Annotated in this window: 24 protein-coding genes and 1 tRNA gene; 15 read left to right on the top strand and 10 right to left on the bottom strand. The window is 42.6% G+C overall.

From position 1 onward, the window contains the following. The first annotated feature begins 87 nt into the window (after positions 1-87). The 5 genes from IJJ71_RS01010 (at position 88) to IJJ71_RS01030 (ending at position 3,179) form a co-directional block, all read left to right on the top strand. Positions 88-1,002 (top strand): fructosamine kinase family protein, encoded by a 915-nt coding sequence (locus tag IJJ71_RS01010; RefSeq protein WP_296844790.1) that lies wholly within the window; start codon positions 88-90, stop codon positions 1,000-1,002. Positions 1,003-1,014: 12 nt separating this feature from the next. Continuing rightward, positions 1,015-1,842: an NAD(+) synthase gene (gene nadE / locus IJJ71_RS01015; RefSeq protein ID WP_296844791.1), complete on the top strand. Its 828-nt coding sequence runs from the start codon at positions 1,015-1,017 to the stop codon at positions 1,840-1,842. A gap of 157 nt (positions 1,843-1,999) precedes the next feature. Then, a complete protein-coding gene (locus tag IJJ71_RS01020; protein WP_296844792.1) occupies positions 2,000-2,497 on the top strand; it encodes a LysM peptidoglycan-binding domain-containing protein in 498 nt (165 codons plus the stop codon). A 110-nt stretch (positions 2,498-2,607) separates the two neighbouring features. After that, positions 2,608-2,913 carry a thioredoxin gene (trxA, locus tag IJJ71_RS01025; protein ID WP_296844794.1) on the top strand — a complete coding sequence of 102 codons (306 nt, stop codon included), beginning with the start codon at positions 2,608-2,610 and terminating at the stop codon, positions 2,911-2,913. Further along, a complete protein-coding gene (locus tag IJJ71_RS01030; protein WP_296844795.1) occupies positions 2,913-3,179 on the top strand; it encodes a hypothetical protein in 267 nt (88 codons plus the stop codon). Before trxA ends, IJJ71_RS01030 begins: the two co-directional genes overlap by 1 nt. Here IJJ71_RS01030 and IJJ71_RS01035 read toward each other — a convergent pair. Then, positions 3,176-3,580: a hypothetical protein gene (locus IJJ71_RS01035; protein ID WP_296844796.1), complete on the bottom strand. Its 405-nt coding sequence runs from the start codon at positions 3,578-3,580 to the stop codon at positions 3,176-3,178. The genes IJJ71_RS01030 and IJJ71_RS01035 overlap by 4 nt on opposite strands. A gap of 106 nt (positions 3,581-3,686) precedes the next feature. Further along, positions 3,687-3,760, bottom strand: a tRNA-Ala gene (locus IJJ71_RS01040). A 113-nt stretch (positions 3,761-3,873) separates the two neighbouring features. Between IJJ71_RS01040 and IJJ71_RS01045 the strand changes: the two genes are divergently transcribed. From IJJ71_RS01045 to IJJ71_RS01065, 5 genes are all read left to right on the top strand, one after another. After that, entirely contained in the window at positions 3,874-4,122 is a 249-nt protein-coding gene (locus IJJ71_RS01045) for a type II toxin-antitoxin system Phd/YefM family antitoxin (protein ID WP_296844797.1), read from the top strand. A gap of 1 nt (position 4,123) precedes the next feature. Next, complete coding sequence (locus IJJ71_RS01050) at positions 4,124-4,552, top strand: type II toxin-antitoxin system VapC family toxin (protein WP_296844798.1); 429 nt, start codon at positions 4,124-4,126, stop codon at positions 4,550-4,552. Between the two features lie 72 nt (positions 4,553-4,624). Next, complete coding sequence (locus IJJ71_RS01055; protein WP_296844799.1) at positions 4,625-4,834, top strand: helix-turn-helix transcriptional regulator; 210 nt, start codon at positions 4,625-4,627, stop codon at positions 4,832-4,834. Positions 4,835-4,842: 8 nt separating this feature from the next. Then, on the top strand, positions 4,843-5,172 hold the full coding sequence (locus tag IJJ71_RS01060) for a HipA N-terminal domain-containing protein (RefSeq protein WP_296844800.1): 330 nt from the start codon (positions 4,843-4,845) through the stop codon (positions 5,170-5,172). Continuing rightward, the gene (locus IJJ71_RS01065) at positions 5,169-6,140 is read left to right on the top strand and encodes a HipA domain-containing protein (RefSeq protein WP_296844801.1); all 972 of its coding nucleotides are present in this window, start codon (positions 5,169-5,171) and stop codon (positions 6,138-6,140) included. The genes IJJ71_RS01060 and IJJ71_RS01065 overlap by 4 nt, the downstream gene beginning before the upstream one ends. A 139-nt stretch (positions 6,141-6,279) precedes the next feature. Here IJJ71_RS01065 and IJJ71_RS01070 read toward each other — a convergent pair whose 3' ends face one another. After that, positions 6,280-7,167 (bottom strand): hypothetical protein, encoded by an 888-nt coding sequence (locus IJJ71_RS01070; RefSeq protein WP_296844803.1) that lies wholly within the window; start codon positions 7,165-7,167, stop codon positions 6,280-6,282. 87 nt (positions 7,168-7,254) lie between these two features. Between IJJ71_RS01070 and IJJ71_RS14915 the strand changes: the two genes are divergently transcribed. Together IJJ71_RS14915 and htpG are read left to right on the top strand one after the other, a co-directional pair. Continuing rightward, entirely contained in the window at positions 7,255-7,461 is a 207-nt protein-coding gene (locus IJJ71_RS14915; protein ID WP_367113199.1) for a helix-turn-helix domain-containing protein, read from the top strand. 282 nt (positions 7,462-7,743) lie between these two features. After that, positions 7,744-9,717, top strand: coding sequence for a molecular chaperone HtpG (htpG, locus tag IJJ71_RS01075; RefSeq protein WP_296844804.1), 1,974 nt, complete (start codon positions 7,744-7,746; stop codon positions 9,715-9,717). Positions 9,718-9,750: 33 nt separating this feature from the next. On the opposite strand, the gene IJJ71_RS01080 is transcribed toward htpG, so the two are convergent. Beyond that, the gene (locus IJJ71_RS01080; RefSeq protein WP_296844806.1) at positions 9,751-9,945 is read right to left on the bottom strand and encodes a hypothetical protein; all 195 of its coding nucleotides are present in this window, start codon (positions 9,943-9,945) and stop codon (positions 9,751-9,753) included. Positions 9,946-10,285: 340 nt separating this feature from the next. After that, positions 10,286-10,624: a helix-turn-helix domain-containing protein gene (locus IJJ71_RS01085; RefSeq protein ID WP_296844808.1), complete on the bottom strand. Its 339-nt coding sequence runs from the start codon at positions 10,622-10,624 to the stop codon at positions 10,286-10,288. 41 nt (positions 10,625-10,665) lie between these two features. Between IJJ71_RS01085 and IJJ71_RS01090 the strand changes: the two genes are divergently transcribed. Next, positions 10,666-11,790, top strand: coding sequence for a TRL domain-containing protein (locus IJJ71_RS01090; RefSeq protein WP_296844809.1), 1,125 nt, complete (start codon positions 10,666-10,668; stop codon positions 11,788-11,790). Between the two features lie 21 nt (positions 11,791-11,811). Continuing rightward, the gene (locus IJJ71_RS01095) at positions 11,812-12,111 is read left to right on the top strand and encodes a TRL domain-containing protein (RefSeq protein WP_296844810.1); all 300 of its coding nucleotides are present in this window, start codon (positions 11,812-11,814) and stop codon (positions 12,109-12,111) included. 111 nt (positions 12,112-12,222) lie between these two features. Here the strand turns inward: IJJ71_RS01095 and IJJ71_RS01100 are convergent, their stop codons facing one another. Continuing rightward, on the bottom strand, positions 12,223-14,739 hold the full coding sequence (locus tag IJJ71_RS01100) for an ATP-dependent RNA helicase (RefSeq protein WP_296844812.1): 2,517 nt from the start codon (positions 14,737-14,739) through the stop codon (positions 12,223-12,225). 111 nt (positions 14,740-14,850) lie between these two features. On the opposite strand from IJJ71_RS01100, the gene IJJ71_RS01105 reads away from it, so the two are divergent. After that, positions 14,851-15,276 (top strand): hypothetical protein, encoded by a 426-nt coding sequence (locus tag IJJ71_RS01105; RefSeq protein WP_296844813.1) that lies wholly within the window; start codon positions 14,851-14,853, stop codon positions 15,274-15,276. Here the strand turns inward: IJJ71_RS01105 and IJJ71_RS01110 are convergent. The 4 genes from IJJ71_RS01110 to IJJ71_RS01125 all read right to left on the bottom strand — a co-directional run. Continuing rightward, positions 15,266-15,697, bottom strand: coding sequence for a hypothetical protein (locus tag IJJ71_RS01110; RefSeq protein WP_296844814.1), 432 nt, complete (start codon positions 15,695-15,697; stop codon positions 15,266-15,268). The two genes, IJJ71_RS01105 and IJJ71_RS01110, sit on opposite strands and share 11 nt — an antisense overlap. After that, entirely contained in the window at positions 15,687-16,271 is a 585-nt protein-coding gene (locus tag IJJ71_RS01115; protein ID WP_296844815.1) for a Gx transporter family protein, read from the bottom strand. The genes IJJ71_RS01110 and IJJ71_RS01115 overlap by 11 nt, the downstream gene beginning before the upstream one ends. A gap of 2 nt (positions 16,272-16,273) precedes the next feature. Further along, complete coding sequence (locus IJJ71_RS01120; protein ID WP_296844816.1) at positions 16,274-17,179, bottom strand: hypothetical protein; 906 nt, start codon at positions 17,177-17,179, stop codon at positions 16,274-16,276. Positions 17,180-17,482: 303 nt separating this feature from the next. Further along, a partial coding sequence (locus tag IJJ71_RS01125) for an adenylosuccinate synthetase (protein ID WP_296844817.1) occupies positions 17,483-18,059 on the bottom strand: 577 nt, incomplete at its 5' end.

An 18,059-nucleotide genomic window follows, 5' to 3' on the forward strand; every position in this document is an offset into this window, starting at 1 on the left:
ACTATATATATATATATATATATAGGTGTTTGTATAGGTAATCAAAAGTTCCTCGACATAAAATGTGATTAAGAGTAATATCTACGCATGTTTAAAAGCCCGGCAAATTACGAGTCTCTGGCAGAAGCACTTGTCTCACTTTACGGAAACAGCATCGCAATCGTCCAGACGGACAGGCTTTCTGGCGGAGACATAAACAAAGCATACGCCCTGCACCTAAATAATGGCGAAACAATCTTCATGAAAGCAAATGCCAAAGAAAACGCGGCATTTTTTACGGCCGAAGCACTATCTCTCTCAGCAATCGAATCAACTAAAACTATAAAGACCCCGAAAATTCTCTGCACCGGAACAGATGCAGGTGAGCAGGTAGGCTATTCCTTCCTGTTTTTGGAATACATTGAGAGCGCGCCCAAAATCAAAAATTACTGGGAAGTTTTCGGTCAGGAACTTGCGGCCATGCACAATGCTGCCACCCAAAAATTCACCGATGGCAAAAAATTCGGATTCGTGCAGGACAATTTCATCGGCGCAAAATCACAGAAAAATGTTAATTCAGACAGCTGGATAACATTTTTTAGAGATTCACGACTTGAACCACAATTCAAAGAAGCCGACTCTTATTTTGACACAAACGAACGAAAGTTAGTTACAAAACTTCTTGACCACCTTGACGAATTTTTGGTGGAGCCGGAAAATCCAAGCCTCTTGCACGGCGATTTGTGGAAAGGAAACTCAATGTGTGGCTCGGACGGCAAGGCCTGGCTGATTGACCCGGCAGGCTATGTCGGACACGCAGAGACAGATTTAGCAATGACAGAGCTTTTCGGCGGCTTTCCGCAGGAATTTTATGATGCGTACAAGGAAGCCAATCCCTTGCAGCCGGGTTATGACGAAAGGCGGGATTTGTACAATCTTTATCATCTTCTGAACCACCTGAACATGTTCGGAACCAATTACTTAAATCCAGTGAAATCAATTCTTGAAGAATATACAAAATAGCGAGGTAAAAATATGAGCGAATACAATTTCGATGTAGCAAAAGTCACGGCAGAAGTCGTTGAATGGATTCAGAAATGGATTAGCGAAAACGGAAACGAACTAACGAAAGTTATTGTTGGTGTTTCTGGCGGAAAAGATTCTTCTGTCGTTTCGGCACTCATGGTCAAAGCACTTGGAAAAGACCGCGTTATCGGCATAATGATGCCGAACGGTGAGCAGAAAGACATTTCTGACTCACGAACGCTCGTTAGTCACCTGGGAATCAAAAACTACACAGTGAATATCGCGAAGGCTTATGAAGGACTTCAATCAGCTTTTGCCGTCGCAGGGGTAGTTGATATTGATGAAAACACTCTCTTCAATGAGGATAACCAAAAACTAATTAACGATAGTTTCTCTCCTGTATTCAGAACAAACACACCGGCACGAATCCGCATGGCAACTCTCTACGGAATCGGAGCACAAATCGGAAACTGCCGCGTGGCAAACACATGTAACCTCAGCGAAGATTTGGTCGGCTATTCGACATTCTACGGAGACGCAGCCGGAGACTTCGCGCCAATCAACAAACTCACGACAGAGGAAGTAGTGGCAATCGGTGATTATCTCGGTTTGCCTAGCTCACTCACGCACAAGGCTCCGAGCGACGGAATGTGCGGAAAAACAGACGAGGACAATCTTGGCTTCACTTACCACGAAGTCAATGAGCTTGCACGCAAAAACATCAAGGGCGAAAATGCCGAAAAAATCCTCGCGAAGTATAAGACAAACTTGTTCAAGGTAAAGATTATCGATTTGCCTTGTTACAGGCCGGATTTGCCTTTGTTCCTGGAAATATAGGCCCGCGCCCGCCGTGTAGGGGCTTGTTCCGTAGCGAAGCGAAGGAATGAGGGTGACCGAACCCCGGAAGGGCGGTTGCAAGTTGATTCGCGCCAAAAACTTGAAATTCCAATCTGCCGGGATTATAATTATAGGATATACATCTAGGAGGATTTTTATGAAAAAAATCGTTTTGCTTCTTGCATCTTTGCTCACTTTGTTCGGAATGGTCGCGTGCACTTCAACAAGCACAATGGATGATTCCGCAAGGAAAAAGCAGGCTGCCGTAAACAAGGCTTTCGATCAGGTCTATTCAACACACGAATCTTCACTTGTCCTTGAGGGCGCAAAATATTATCAGGTCAAAAAAGGCGACACTCTCACCTCAATCACAAAGAAGTTCTATGCAGGCCATGACGCAAACGGATATTACTTCCCGCTCATCATGCTGGCATCTCACAATGTCGTAAGCGATCCGGAACTTATCACTCCGGGAATGAGGCTTACAATTCCTGATTTTGAAAAGAATATCAACGACAAATCAAAATCACAGCAGTTCAGCGCTTACTTCAGGGATTTGACTGAAGTTTACAAGCAGAAAGATACACCAGCCGCAGCCGACATTCTTCCGCACCTTTTTGAAATCGCCGACCAGCTTGCTGCACAGGCTCAATAATAATTTCTTGTTAGAAACGCTGAATTCTTACGGGTTTTCAGCGTTTTTTTCTTTGTGAATTCAGCTTTTTAGGTTATCTTTATTATATCACATGGTAAGGAGACCAATTTATGGAAATTACACTCACCGAATCAAACTTCGAAACAGAAGTTCTCAAGTCAGATAAGCCAGTTCTCGTAGATTTTTGGGCATCTTGGTGCGGTCCGTGCAAAATGCTTGCGCCTACAATCGAGCAGATTGCAAACGAAAACGATACAATCAAAGTCGGAAAAGTAAATGTTGATGATGAACCGGATTTGGCACAGAAATACGGAATCGTTAGCATCCCGACTGTAATTTTGTTCAAGAACGGCGAGGCTGTAAAAACATCAACGGGCTTCGTTCCGAAAGAAACTCTTGAGGCAATGTTCAAATAATGCAGTACCGAAGAAAAGAAATCGTAGATGCGATTCAATGGAACGGCTCTAACCAGAATGACATCAAAGCTCTGGCAGGGCAGTTCGCAATGTTCGACTACGCGGATACAAATCATGATGGAAAAACTTTCGACGCGGTTCTGAAGGTAAAAACTTCTGAAAAAATAGTTCCTGCTCAAATCGGGGATTATGTCGTTCGCGGTCAGAAAGGAGATTTTTTCATCAGTAAAAAAGCTGATTTTGAATCATTGTACGAGCCGGTTTAATCTTCCGTTTTATTCTCCAGGCCGAACTGAGTCCACAAGTCGTGAAGCTCGTCGCTGGAGAACACGAAAGGCAGGTATTGTGAGAGGTCGGGATAACCTTCAACATCGGGGGTTTCGGCCTCTCCACGGCTTTCACAACCTGCCTCAATCAATTTTTCTTTGAAAATTTCAAACTGTTCCTGTGTGCAAGCATGATTCAGCTTAAGGCTTGCCTCGATTCCCGCAAAATTTCCGCATAAAACGATATAAACTCTGTCTTTGAACTGGCTTGCGTAGAGCCTGCCCTGATATTCTTCGTAAGTGAAAACGCTCCAGGAATCAAGCTCCGGCTCGGCGCGGTGGCAGGAAATGGCGAGGAAAGAAAGAAGAACAGCGATAATAAGGAAAAATCTTTTGCACATAAAAAGGGTATTTCGAGATGTCGGCGCGCTCGCTTCGGAAGTCGGTTCTCTGCTACCAACAACAATTTTCGAACAAAAAAAGCTGTGCCAATTACACGAAAATTACTGGAGACGATCGGACTTGAACCGACTACCTCTACAATGCCATTGTAGCGCTCTAGCCAGGTGAGCTACGCCCCCGAATGAAAATAGTATGATGTATTTTTGAAAAAGATTCTAGTGCGGGGGAGGGGAGGGGGAGTGAGGAAAATTTTTTGAACAACAAAGTTGACAACTCGATATATAATAAAATTATGATTCAGATGATGGTCGCGGATTTTAAAGCTGATTTTTCCTCGGTTTTGGCACAGGTTCAAATGGGCGAACAGTTTCAGATTTTGTTTGGTCGCACAAAAAAACCTGTAGCAGTCCTTTCCCCGCTTAAAAGCGAAGCGGCTAAAAAACGCGTTTTGGGAACTTATGAAGGAAAAGCAAGTTTTTCGGAACATGATGACGGCAAAATCTCTCTTGAAGAATTTTTAGGGATTAATGAGGGAGAATAATTTGTACTGCACATCAGAAAACGAATCGGTCGGATATCTTTTGGACACGCACACTTTCCTCTGGGCATTTTTGGATTCAGGTCAGCTTTCTGACAAAGTCCGTGAAATTTTGGAATCAAATGAGCATCCAATTTATGTAAGCACAATTTCTTTTTGGGAAGTCGCAATTAAAGAGCAGATTGGAAAATACTCACTAAACGGAATCAATTCAATTTTGCTGCCAAACATCGCAAAAGAATACAATTTTCAGATTTTGAATCCTGATGCATACGATTTTATCACATACAAAGAGCTTCCGCTTCAAAAAAATCACAAAGATCCTTTTGACCGAATGTTGATTCATCTTGCAATTCGGAAAAACCTTGTAATGTTAAGCCGCGACCATAATTTCCCATTGTACGAAAATGACGGATTGCAGCTGGCGTGGTAAAAATATACCCGATAAGGTGTAAATTATACAATTTTCCTTGAAATTATACCCTTTCGGTTGTAAAATCACTGTATGAACCAAATCGCTCAATTCATTAAATCTGAACGGAAAAAATCAGGTCTAACGCAGGAAGATTTCGCCATACGAAGTGGATTGGGTTTGCGTTTTGTGCGTGAACTTGAACAGGGCAAAGAAACCTGCCGTATGGATAAAGTAAATCAGGCTCTTTCGATGTTCGGCTGTACGCTCGGTGTCGTGAAGAATCAAAACTCTGAAAAATGAGGTGAAATATGGCTGCATCGTACCGGCAGGGATTTGTTTTTGTTCAGAATGTTTTTTCAGGAATTATCCGTGAAACAGATTCCGGATATGAATTTGAATATGATAAGGACTATCTTGCTTCTCTGAATCCACTGCCTATAAGCCTGACCTTACCTTTGCAGGAAGAGCTTTTTGAAAATAAAACACTGTTTCCTTTTTTTGACGGTCTGATTCCAGAGGGCTGGCTTTTGAATGTCGTTTCCAAAAACTGGAAGATTGACAAGCGTGACAGGTTCGGGCTTTTGCTTGCGGTGTGCAAAGATTCCGTCGGTGATGTTTCCGTGAGGAGTGAAAGATGAGTGAGTCTAAAAAAATCTGCCTCTGTTGTGGAAAAGAGATTGATTCAGAAAAACCCAATGAACTCAAAAATTTATGGCATTCAAAATGTGTCCGAAAATTTTTCGGGACAAGCCAGTTTCCTGAGATTTCAGTTTCAAAAGAGCAGTTAGAAAACCTTGCGACAGAAACCGTCTCAAAAGGATTCACGGTTGCAGGAGTTCAGAAAAAACTTTCTCTTCATCTTTCACAGGAAAAAAACTCACGGCTCACGATTGTCGGTTACCCGGCAGGATTCATTTTAAAACCTCAGACAGAAGAATTTCGCCATCTTCCTGAAATGGAAAATCTCGTGATGAATCTTGCAAAAATTGCCGGGATAAAAACCGTTCCAAATGCACTCGTGCAACTTTACGATGGATTTGCGTATATCACCAAAAGAATTGATAGGAAATCCTCTAAAAATGGCACGGAACTTTTTGCGATGGAAGATTTTTGCCAGCTTTCCGAACGCTTGACCGAAGAAAAATACAAGTCCTCTTATGAGCGGTGTGCAAAAATAATAAATCAGTATTCTTCAAAGTCAGGATTGGACATTGCGGAACTTTTTTACAGGCTTATTTTTTGTTTTGTAACCGGGAATTCCGACATGCATCTGAAAAACTTCTCACTGGTTGAGACCGCTCCAAAATCACGGATTTATGAACTTTCATCGGCGTATGATTTGCTTCCAGTGAATCTTGCGATGCCAGAAGATACGGAAGAATTCGCCCTTACGATGAACGGCAAAAAATCGAACATAAAGAAAAGCGATTTTTTGACTTTTGCCGAATCCTGCAAAATTCCTGAGCAGGCGGCGTTAAAGATGATTCAGAGGATTGTTTCGCTCGAAGAAAGATTCAAAGAAGCTGTAGGCAAGTCATTTTTGACGGAAGAAGAAAAGGCAGCGTTTGTTGAACTGATGTCGGAACGGATGGAGAGGATTAGATAAGCAAAGCGGTAAAACCTTATGCCGCAGTCGCATAGTTCACGACAGACAGTTCCTGAATGTGCTGTTTTGCGAATGCAATAAGTTCAATGGCTTCTGTTGTCGTAAAAAGGCGGAGATAATTGTCTCCGCCCTGGTTTGTTTATTCAACGATAAAATAAATTTCTGTTTTTAACATTCTATATCGAATCATTTTTATTTTTGCGGTACAAGAAAAATCAGAATCTTTTTTTGCCTTGTTAAATACTGATGCGTTTGAAAAGCCCCAAAGATAAGCATTACCATTTGTTCCGTAAATTTTATATGTATATAAATCCGGCGTATATCCCTCGACTTTCATATCGTTTTTGCTTACATCAAATACTTTTAGGTTTACATTTGTTTCTGTATTGTATAAATCATTTTCAGTGACAAAATCTTCTAACATTAAATCTGTCATATTTGGAACAATTGAAATCAAAAAATCAAGATTTGAAGAAACTTCTTTTTTATTTTTTGCATACTCTTCATCAGAAACAGTAAGATATTTCATTACATCTTCTGTAGCCATTTTTTCAATTTGCTTTCCATTTAAAATTTTTGCCTTTTGAAATTTTGACGAAGATGTCCAATTTCCATTTTTATCAACAACGGCAGTTAAAGAATTATTCAGTTTCAATGAAATATTTCCGTCGTCATTTTTAATTGTCCAATCGAAAATATGCAATGTATAACTCAGCAAAACTTTATCAATTTGTGTGGTTAAAATTCGATATTCATCATCCGCCAAATCAAAGCTGTTTCCTTTTTCAAAATCAAATGATTTTTCGTAAGTTCTTTCACCGGTCTTTGCATTTATTTTAATGTCATTTAAAATCTCGTTTTTCAAGAATTTTTCAATTTGCTTGCTATATTTGCTGACATTTTGATAATTATTTTCTTCTGCAAATTTCCATACCCCAACATATAAATCTCTGTTTTCTGGAATACTTTGTGCAAAGAGTGCACCCGACATCAGAAGTGTTGCAAGCAATGCTGCAATCTTTTTCATAATAAAAATCCTCCTACGATTTTTAATTGCTCTAAATATAGAGTTTCGATTCTTTAACTATAACATTACTCTAGATTTAGAGCAATAATGGATTCGGAAGTTGAACAGGTAATAGATAAGATACGCACTTTTAGAACTGAGAGAAAGATTTCGATTGTTCAGCTATCTGTCGATTCTGGAATTTCGCGCAGTCATCTTTTTTATATCGAATCCAAAAAGACAATTCCTTCGCTTGAGACTCTTTCAAAAATCGCAAAAGCTATGAATCTTACGCTGCGAGATTTTTTTGTGTAGCCATGCGCAAGAGATAGTAGCCACGCCGGAGGCGTTCACCGACATCCGTGTCGTAACGAAAAGTTTGTTTCCGCGGAAATCATCGGCTTTTTAAATACGAGACATCCTTCCGCGAACAAATAATTCAGACATGGTTGGCGGGGAATGGAGCGGTAGCGGAACGGCGGATAGCCCGACCGCCGAAGGCGGATGCGCCCAAATTTTTAAAACTTTTTTCTTTCCGTTTTCTCAAAATTTCATTATCTTTTCTATATATAAATTTCAAATAGAGGTATAAAAACCATGGCCGAATATCAGTTTCAAACGGAAGTAAACCAGCTTCTTAAACTTATCATTCATTCAATGTATTCAAACAAAGACATTTTCCTTCGCGAAATCGTTTCTAACGCTTCGGACGCTTTGGACAAGCTCAACTATCTCAAAGTTTCGGACGAGGCTTACAAAGGCGTTAAGAGCGAGCCTAGAATCGACATCACTTTTGATGACCCGAACAAGATTTTGACTGTTCAGGATTCTGGTATCGGTATGAGCGAGGAAGACCTGAACAACAACCTGGGTACAATCGCCCGCTCAGGAACAAAGGCTTTCATCGAAAAGATTGCGGAAGACAAAAATGCCGGAGAATCTAACCTTATCGGTCAGTTCGGTGTCGGTTTCTACTCTGCTTTCATGGCTGCAAAAAGAATCAATGTTTACACACGAAAAGCTGCCAGCGATAAAATCTACAAATGGTCTAGCGACGGCACAAACAGCTACACAATCGAAGAAATCAATGCAGACAGCGACGAGGCTAAAAAATACGGATTCGACAAGGCCGAGACCTGTGGTTCTGCAATCGAAATGCTCTTGAACGATGATTCAAAGGAATACGCTTCACGATGGAAGATTGAAGAGCTGATTAAACGCTACTCTGACCACATCGCTTTCCCGATTTACCTTCACTACACCCAGAACAAATACGACGACAAGGGCAACATCACCGGAAGCGAGGACAAAATCGATCAGGTAAACTCAGCAAGCGCCCTTTGGAAGAGAAGCAAGAGCGAGCTTAAAAAGGAAGATTACGACAACTTCTACAAGACAATCAGTCACGACGGTCAGGAGCCGCTTCACTATGTTCACACACACGCAGAAGGAACTCAGGAATACACAACACTTTTCTATGTCCCACAGAACGCTCCTTTCGACATGTATCAGGCTGACTACCAGAGCGGAGTCAAACTTTATGTAAAACGAGTTTTCATCACTGATGACGACCGCGAGCTTTTGCCGGCTTATTTGCGCTTTGTCCGCGGTATCATCGACTCAGAAGACTTGCCTCTCAACGTAAGCCGTGAGATTTTGCAGCAGAACCGAATCCTTGAAACAATCAAGAGCGCCAGCGTAAAGAAATTGCTCAGCGAATTCAAGAAGATGGGAGAAGCCGCAGACAAGGCAAAGAAGACTGAGGAAAGCAAACGAAGCGACGAGGAAAAGGCCGCAATCACAAAGTGGAACACATTCGTCAAGAATTTCAACCGCCCGATGAAGGAAGGCTTGTACTCAGACTATGCAAACCGCGAAGAAATCTCAGAAATCGTCCGCTTCAAAAGCACTGACGCTGCAGGAACCGGTGACGACAACTGGACAAGCTTTGCAGACTATGTTCAGCGCATGAAGCCTGAACAGAAAGCAATCTACTATATTACAGGCACAGACGAGAAAAACTTGCGCGCTTCACCACTCCTCGAAGCATACAAGAAGAAGGGATTTGAAGTCCTGATTATGGCAGACGAAATCGACGACATCGTAATTCCAAGCCTGATGAAATACAAGGACTTCGATCTCAAAGCCGTGAACCGCGCGGGAAGCGACGACGAGCTTGGCGTTGACAAGGACGAAGCCAAAAAGAAAGAAGAGGCGTTCAAGCCCGTTCAGGAAAAAATCAAGAAAGCGTTGGGCGAGCGCGTGAAAGATGTCGTTCTTTCAAAGCGACTTTCTGATAGCCCGTCGTGCATTGTCGTTGACGAGAACGACCCGGGAATCCAGATGGAGCGAATGATGCGCGCGATGGGTCAGGCAGGGCCAGGAATCAAGCCGATTCTCGAAATCAACGGCGACCACGCGATTGTCAAAACGCTCGAATCTTGCACGGACGAAGCCTACATCGCCGATGTGAGCGAAGTTCTTCTTGACCAGGCATTGCTTGTAAGCGGCGCGGAATTGAAGAATCCGAATGATTTCGTCAAAGCGATGAACAAATTGCTGAGTAAGTAACTGAATTGGGGTGGTTTCGATACGCTTCGCTACTCAACCACCGGTGATTCTTGTCATTGTGGTGGTTGAGCCTGTGGTGGTTGAGCCTGTCGAAACCACCGTGCAACAAATTGAAGCACTGTCTTTTTTAGGGCAGTGCTTTTTTTTTAAGAATCTGATGTAACATAATTCATAGGAAGAAGTTATGCCAACGATAAGTATGTTTCGTGGAATTAAGATTTCAATCAACTGGAATGACCATATGCCACCGCGTTTTCATGCATTTTTGAGCAATTATTAAAAATTGAAAATTTCAAACGAGTTTATATCGATGATTCAAATAATGTTTGTTGGGACAAAAATCCAGATGTAAACAGCGAGATTGAATGGAACAATAAAATTGATTTATCTTGCGATGTTTGCTATGTAGAAGGGATAGCTGATAAGAAAATATAAAAGACTGCCGCAAGATAATTCCAAAGATAACCCGCTTCTTCCTTTGTGGAGGGAGAGGCGGCTTGTTTTGTTATTGAAGGATTTATTATTTTTTCATTCACCCGGGCATTTCTTCAACTAAAGACAACAGACTTTATCTGCAATCCGCACTGACAGAATCTATAAGTTTGAGAATTGAAGTACGAGATTTTTCGGGAATAGATTCGAGTTTTTCAAGCGTAGGAGCGTATTTTCGGAAGATATTCCGCTCGTCAGAATTATTTTTGGAATTTTTCTTCTCGCCAGTTACAAGATATTCAACCGAGACATTCAGAACATTTGCGATTTTTACGGCTGTATCAGCGGACGGACTGCTTTTATACCTGATTCCACGGGCGACATTTGAAGCGTCAAATCCAGCTTTTTCTGCCAATGATTTTTGTGTCATTCCAAGATAATCAAGCTCTTCTACGACATTATCCCAAAATCCCATAATTTAAATTATGGATTATTATCAACTTTTTTCATCATTTTATGGTTGAAAATCAGTTTAATATGGTTTATAATATTGATTATCATCAACTTTTCTTTACTGGAATGGATTATTTTCAATTTAGAGGAGATTTTATGCAGAAATTTGTAAAACTCGCAGCATTGCTTTTAACGGCACTTGTCATCTGTTCTTGTACGACAATTGCTCCAAGCTACGGCGTAGGTATTTCTACCGATGCCCGCAGTGAAAAAAGGGGAGAGGCTTCATGCACATTCCTGTTTGGACTTATTCCCCTTGGTGGCGGTGATATCAGTGTCGTAACGGCTGCAGAAAACGGTGGAATCAAAAGAGTCGCAACTCTTGATACAAAAACGACAAATGTATTGTTCATTGTCACAAAAAAAACGACTATCGTTACAGGTGATGAAGGAAGAAATTCTGTAACAAATGCAGATGGAGCACAAAAACTGACAGAAGAACAATCCTTAAAGAAGCAGCTTGAACAGAGCAACGAGGGGCTTCAAACTTGGGAAGCGGAAAATGGAATTTTTACCATTGATGTTTCTAAGCTTAAAGGTAAAATCTTGAATGTCAATGATGAACTTCAATTTACAAATTTAACAAAAGAAAACAATCTTACACTTGCTGTAGACTTTCTTGAAAAGGGCAGAAATGAATGGGGAAAAACAAAACGGCTCAATTTCCTGAAGGCAGATGGGCGTATAAGTGAGCGAGAAGACATCGAACACGGAAAACTAATTAATTATGATAAAATTCGTATATCTACAGGACTGCAAGTCCCTCTAACTCTTAAAACAAGAATTGAAGATGATGACTTAAAATTTTTTATAGTTCAAGACAGTTCTCCTGCACAAAATCCAGATTTTGAAGTGGATACAAAAGGCATGGGAGCCGTAAGAAAAATAAAAATCAAAAATACGACAGCCTCTGTCTCAGCGGTAGATGTTTATGCCCGTGTCTCGAAGTCAGATTCATGGGAAAAAATCGGGGTCGCACAATTAAAAAATGGAAGTACATCAATGGAAACTTATGTGAATAAAATTCAGTTCTACCGATATTTTGCCTTTAGCGTGCAGGATAAAAAAAGCTATCAGTATTCTGTAAGTAAAAAAGAATCGGATCTTATTGTTGAAGTTTCAAATTAAAAGGATTCTGGAGGAAGCTACATGAAAAAATTAATATTTATTTTGTTCGCAATTTTTACAGTGTGCATTTTTATGTCGGGCTGTACCACGACAAAGCCTGGATATGGTTTCGGTTCAAATGCAGTCATTTCAGATGCCAACATGGAAAAACGGGGCGAGGCCACAGGTGTATTTCTGTTTGGAATTCCAATCGCAGCTGATGCAAGCATGAGCACAGCAGCGGAGAATGGAGGAATAACAAAAATTGCCACTATAGATACAAGAACGACCAACATTCTTGGAATCTTTATAAAAAGAACTACGATTGTAACAGGCGAATAATAATGAAGTTATTCTTTTGCGGCAGATTCCAAAATTCATTTTTTACCCCCCCCTGTAAACCTCATCGGCAGATGGGAATCCAACATAAGGTATGAGCAGGAATTGGCAGAATTATTCAGTAAGCACCCGATAATCCCACTTATGTTTGGGGTAGCGGCCTTTCATTTCCTTGCAGATTTCAAGCCATGCCCCTGTCCAGAAATTCTCCAGGTCGTCCGTGATTTGAAGAGGGCGGCTTGCAGGAGACAGAAGTTTCAAAAGGACGGGAACGCCCAAAATCTTTGGGGTCTCAAAGCAACCGAAAATCTGCTGAATTATGATTTCCAGCGTGGGCTGTATGCTTCCGTCCGCTTTTTTTTCATAGACAATTTTTCGCTTCCGTCCGTTAGCCAGATTGATTTGAAGGGGAACTTTTGAATCAGTCTCACTTCCTTCAAGATACCAGTAAAGGGCATCATAAATATCCTGAGCGTTGATTTTTTGTGACTTAACGAACGGTCGTAACCATTCTTGCGCATTTTGAGCCAAAGAATCAAACTTTTTCTGTAATTCTGATACTGAAACAAGCCCTGTCTGACCGTTTTGAGGCTGATTTTTGATATAAAATTCCACCCTGAGCAAAAAATTCTCTATTTTGCTATCGAGCGGTAGGGATTTTAAGCCTTTTTTGCTCACAAGGTCACAAAGCGCCAACGCAAAATCCTCGCTCTCGACCGGCATTTTCTTTTCTTTGAGAATAATGGCACCGTAAGACAGAATTTCTTTTTTCTGAACGAAAAGATTCTTAAAATCGCTTCCATTCGTTAGTCCCAAGAATTCCGTTTTGATTTCGGACTTTGCGTGCTTTTTCAAAAAGACTTCTGCCTGTCCGTCACTTATCGCCTCAAATGAATAGATTTTTCCAGTTCTCTCACCAGCGTCAACTTCTGGTGCAACAAGCCAGGTCGGAAAGCTGGGAATCCGTGCCTGAGACAAAAGCTCCCGGCTAAGCCAGGCCTTTCGTCCGCTGGGAAACTGATATTCAGCCCGGTCAGAGTTCGGCGTCGTTTCAGGGGAAAGCCGGGCAAGCCGATCCGGAAATCCTTCGAGAACAAAACTTTCACTGTCTGTCGTTGTCGCCATTGCTTTGCCCCGACAATCTCTTAATCGCCTCTTCAAGTCATCTACGAAAATTTTCTGTCGCTCAGGGGCTGCCTCCGCATATTCAGAAAATGGAAGAACTGACTCCGCTCCGCCCGCAAGAGCCACGCAGGCAAGTCGGGGATGCAGGCCAAGCTTCAGAACTGCCGTTCCTTTTTCAGTGATTTTTGTCGATTTTTTTCCATTTGAGTCTGTACACGATTCTAAGCAATCCAGATTTTCAAGCAAAAACTTTGCAGCGTTCCAGGCTGACTCACTCGGCTCTGTCAGCCAGTCAAGTTTTTCTATTTCACCAGCTCCCCACTGGGCACATTCAAGCACAAGACCTGTCAAATCAGCACGAAGAATTTCCGGCTGATTCTGCTCCACCCGCGCGTCATGCTCGCTCCACAGGCGGACGCATCTTCCCGCCGCCACCCGCCCGGCCCGTCCAGCCCTTTGTGCCGCACTAAAAAGGCTTTCATTTTCGGTCACGAGATGTTCCATTCCCAAAGAGACATTCATTTTATTGACCCGGCACAAGCCTGAATCAATGACCAGCGTGACGCCTGGCACCGTGAGCGAAGTTTCCGCAATGGCAGAAGAAAGAATGACCCGCCTCGGAGAGTCTGACTCGCAAGGCCGGAGAATCTTTCGCTGCTCGGAAACCGGCACAGAAGAATGTAAAATCAGAATCTCGCAGTCAAAGTTGGCTTCCGAAAGGTAGCTTTCAAGCTCGGATTTTGTCTTTCTGATTTCAGAGATTCCCGGCAAAAACACTAAAATCGTGTCGTTCCTTTGATTATCTATAAAACTATCGTTAGTTTTACTTGCTTTTTTCTCGCGTCCATGCCGAGAATCCTTCCCCAATTCTTCAAAAATCGCCCTGGCTACGCTTACATTCGGCTTATATTCAATCTCAACGGGGAACTGGCGGCCTGGAATCTGCATGACCGGGGCGGGATTTTCTTTACTCCCCAGATATTCGGCTATCGAGCGGTAGTCTATTGTCGCGCTCATCACAATCACAAACAAATCATCCCGAAGAAGCATAGTCTCTTTTAAGAAAGCCAGCGCCAAATCTGAATGAATCGACCGCTCATGAAATTCGTCCAGCACAATCACATTCACATCTTCAAGGAGCGGGTCCGCCTGAAGCCGGCGAGTCAAAATCGCCTCGGTAATCACTTCAAGCCGCGTTTTCTCCGAAACTTTTGAATCAAGATGAAGGCGATAGCCCACAGTCCCGCCAGTCTCTTCGCCAAGCAAATCAGAAAGCCTGTCAGCAATGGCAGATGCCGCCAAACGCCTCGGTTCCAGCATAAGGATTTTTCCCTCAAAATGCTCCAGCAAGGCAATCGGTACTGCAGTGGATTTTCCGGCAGCAGTCTCAGCGGTCAGCACGAGAAAGCGGGATTCTGAAGATTTGAGAGAAGAGCAGATTTCTGGCAGGAAAGGCGAAATCGGGAGAGAAGAAAGGTTTTCGTAAGCGCGGGGAAAATCAGGCATGGAGAAAAGTATAGCACAGACGAGAAATTTTTGATATTCTGCGATTCAGTGCTGGTTGACTAAGTTGGGAAATACAGCCTCACGCAATTCAATTTTTACAGGAGATTCACCATGTTTCACTACATCTGGCCGCTTGCCGTCATCGTTTTTTCAAACACACTTTATCAGATTTGCGCCAAGGGAATTCCGCCGCAGATGAACACCTACGCTTCCATGACCGTGACTTACGGCGTGGCGACGCTTTTTTCTGCGCTTGCTTTTTTCGTCACTTCAAAGGGCGGGAATCTTCTCAAAGAATTCAGCCTGGCAAACTGGGCGACCGTCGTTCTTGGAATCGTCATCACCGGGCGTGAAGTGGGCTTTATCTTCGCCTACAAGGCCGGCTGGAAAGTAAGCACTCTTTCAACTGTGGCAAACGGGCTTGTCGCCATCGCTCTGATTTTTGTGGCCATGATTGGCTATCACGAGGCAATTTCTCTGACTAAAATCGCGGGAATCCTTCTCTGCCTGGCGGGGCTTTGGCTCATCAACAAGTAGTAGATTCCTTTTCCCAGATTTCACAAAGTCTCTCGTCTATAGCTTCGATAATATGTCCTTTTTTAAAGCTGATTTTCTTTTCGGTGAGCAGATTAAGATAAAAGAAAACTTCCGTTAGTTTGTTTCCTACTTTTCCTTTTACTTTCATCTGGGGATTTATAATCAAGCGCGAGAGAAAAACCATTCCGACCAAGATTCCGCTCCTTCGTAAGCCAAGCAAAAGTGAATCAAGGGTGATTTTGAAACTAGCGACTGTTAGTAATACTTCTCCCGACGGTGCCAAAAGCGCAAAAAATGTAACAAAAATCACGATAAAGAGCGAAGGCAAAAGCCGAATCCGACGACCTTTCACACAGGCAACAATAAAAAATATCAGCACGAAAAGCCAGACAGTGGCTGTCAAAAGTATTTCAGATTTCATCAGATTTCTCCACATCAGATTTTGTGGCAGTCTCGGAAAAATCCGTCAAAAGCCCCTTGAACCAATTCGACTTCTGCATAAAAAGTTCGGCGAAAATTCCCAGAAGAAGACCTGTAATCAAACCTGATACAAGCAGAATCGGCGCGATATACTTTGCATTTTCTCCAAACAAAATAAATCTAGCCAAAAAAAGCTGGGCAAAAGTGCTTGCAAGCGAACCGAAAAGAGTTATTCCCACAGCGGAAACAGAAAATAACTTCCGTTCGTTAGTTTCATTCCTACGGTGATTTCCGCACAAGGCATACAATCCCATCATCGCAAGAGCGGAAGCAAATGACCCGCCCGAAGAAAACAAAAATATATATGAAAAAAGCGTTCCTGAAATAATTCCCTGAGCCAAGACTTTAAATAAAACCAAAAGCAAAATCTTTCTTGATGGAAGCAAAAAAAGCGCAAGGATTACAGGAAGATTCGCAAGTCCCAGTCGCAAGAACGGCAGAGGCTTAGGAATCGCATTTTCAATCGCGGCGAGGAAAAGGCAAAGCGCGGCAAGAAAAGAAACAAGTTTTTTCATTATTACTTGAAAGGATCTTTAGATTGGTCTACGGTCAAAAGTTCATCCACATTCACGCCAAAAGACATTCTTTGCATCGATTTTAGCACTTCCTGATAGCTGTTCGTCTGAGTTTCAGTTTTTTGCGCGTTCAGGGCTGCCAGAACTTTCTGACAAGGCTTATACTTCGCTGCTCTCGCAAAGAGTTCATTTCGGGGGACTGCCCGCTTCGTAACTTTCAATTCCTCGGCAATCTGGCTTACAACAATATCATCAATTTTTGTACTGATTGAAGCCGAGGAAACAAAAGCCTGGCGAACGGAGTTTTCAGCCGAATCATAAAAAAAGACTTTTATGGCATTTTGATTTTCAGAAGGATTTTCCCCTTGAGATTTTGAGACTGCAATAAGTGAGGCAAATTTTAGAGGACTCTGGGGGCTGCTCATTTTTTCGGTCAAAGCCGCATCTGAATACAAAAAGGCTTTTTCAATGGCCACTGCATTTTCGCAATTCAGGGCAAAAACTGACTTATCGAGCCAAAAATCCATATTCTCATGCACGACATGCACATATTCTATGCCCTTTTGGGAAGTTTGAGCGTTTTTGTCTGCGTTTTCAGCTGAATCAGAACTATCGTTAGTTCGTTCTAGCCCAACCTCCCCCTTTTCAGGAATAAATTTTTCATCAATCACGCCGTCAATTTCAAGAACAGAAATTTCTGCGCCGGCAGAAAGTTTAATCACAGGATGCATTTCAAAATCCCGCCCATAAAGACAAAGTTCGCCCTTTTTGGCAAGAATTTTTCCTTCAACGAAAGTCTCAACGGGAATCGGCTCAACGACTTCAGAATCTTCTGTAAGTGCAGATTTTTCACAAGAAATAAAAATGCTTAATATAGCCGCAAAAAAAATAAATGCATACGATTTCATGCTATTATTTTCGGCATTTTAAAAAGAATTGTGAATAAAAGGGCGCTCCCCTTCGGGTCAGGCTTTCCGCCGTTCCGTGCTAACGCACTTCATTCCTCCGGAACGCCTGCGGCGCGGCTACAATCCTTAGCGCAAAAAAAACGCACCCCGATTGAGGTGCGCCTTTTGCTTTTATTTTAACTTATTTGTTCCAAGGATTTGCACTTTTCTGCTCCGGCTTCCATGCCTACGCAAAAAGTGGCCGAGTTTTGTACCAAAACTCGCTTTGCTTTCGACCGCCTCCGTGCGGTCAATTTTCTTAACTTATTTGCTCCACGGATTGTTACGGATGAAAGTCTCGTTGCGCTCGTAGCCTACTGAGATAATTCCTACTTCGGTCTTGCAGTAGTCCTCGATGAATTCTACATAATCACGGGCTTCTTTTGGAAGCTCTTCGTAAGAACGACATTCCTTGAGGCTTTTTTTCCAGCCCTTGAACTTTTTGAGGACAGGTTTTGCCTTTTCCATTGCGGGAACGCTTGCCGGGAAGTCAGTGACGATTTTGCCGTCGATTTCGTAAGAAACGCAGGCTTCGATTTCGTCGAAGGTGTCGTAAATGTCGAGGTGGGTAAGGACAAGTGAATCGATTGAGTTTGTGATGCAGGCATAGCGGAGAGCAACCAGGTCAAGATAACCGCAGCGGCGGGCACGACCTGTTGTTACGCCATACTCACGGCCAGTCTTTCGCACATACTCGCAAAGTTCTCCTTCACTTTCGTTGTTGAATTCTGTCGGCATCGGGCCGTTTCCAACGCGAGTCTGATATGCCTTGAAAACACCGAGGATTTTGTCCAGGTCTTTCGGGCCGATTCCACAGCCGGTTGCAGCACCTGCTGAGCAT

This window comes from Treponema sp. (assembly GCF_017430385.1).
Classification (GTDB): domain Bacteria; phylum Spirochaetota; class Spirochaetia; order Treponematales; family Treponemataceae; genus Treponema_D.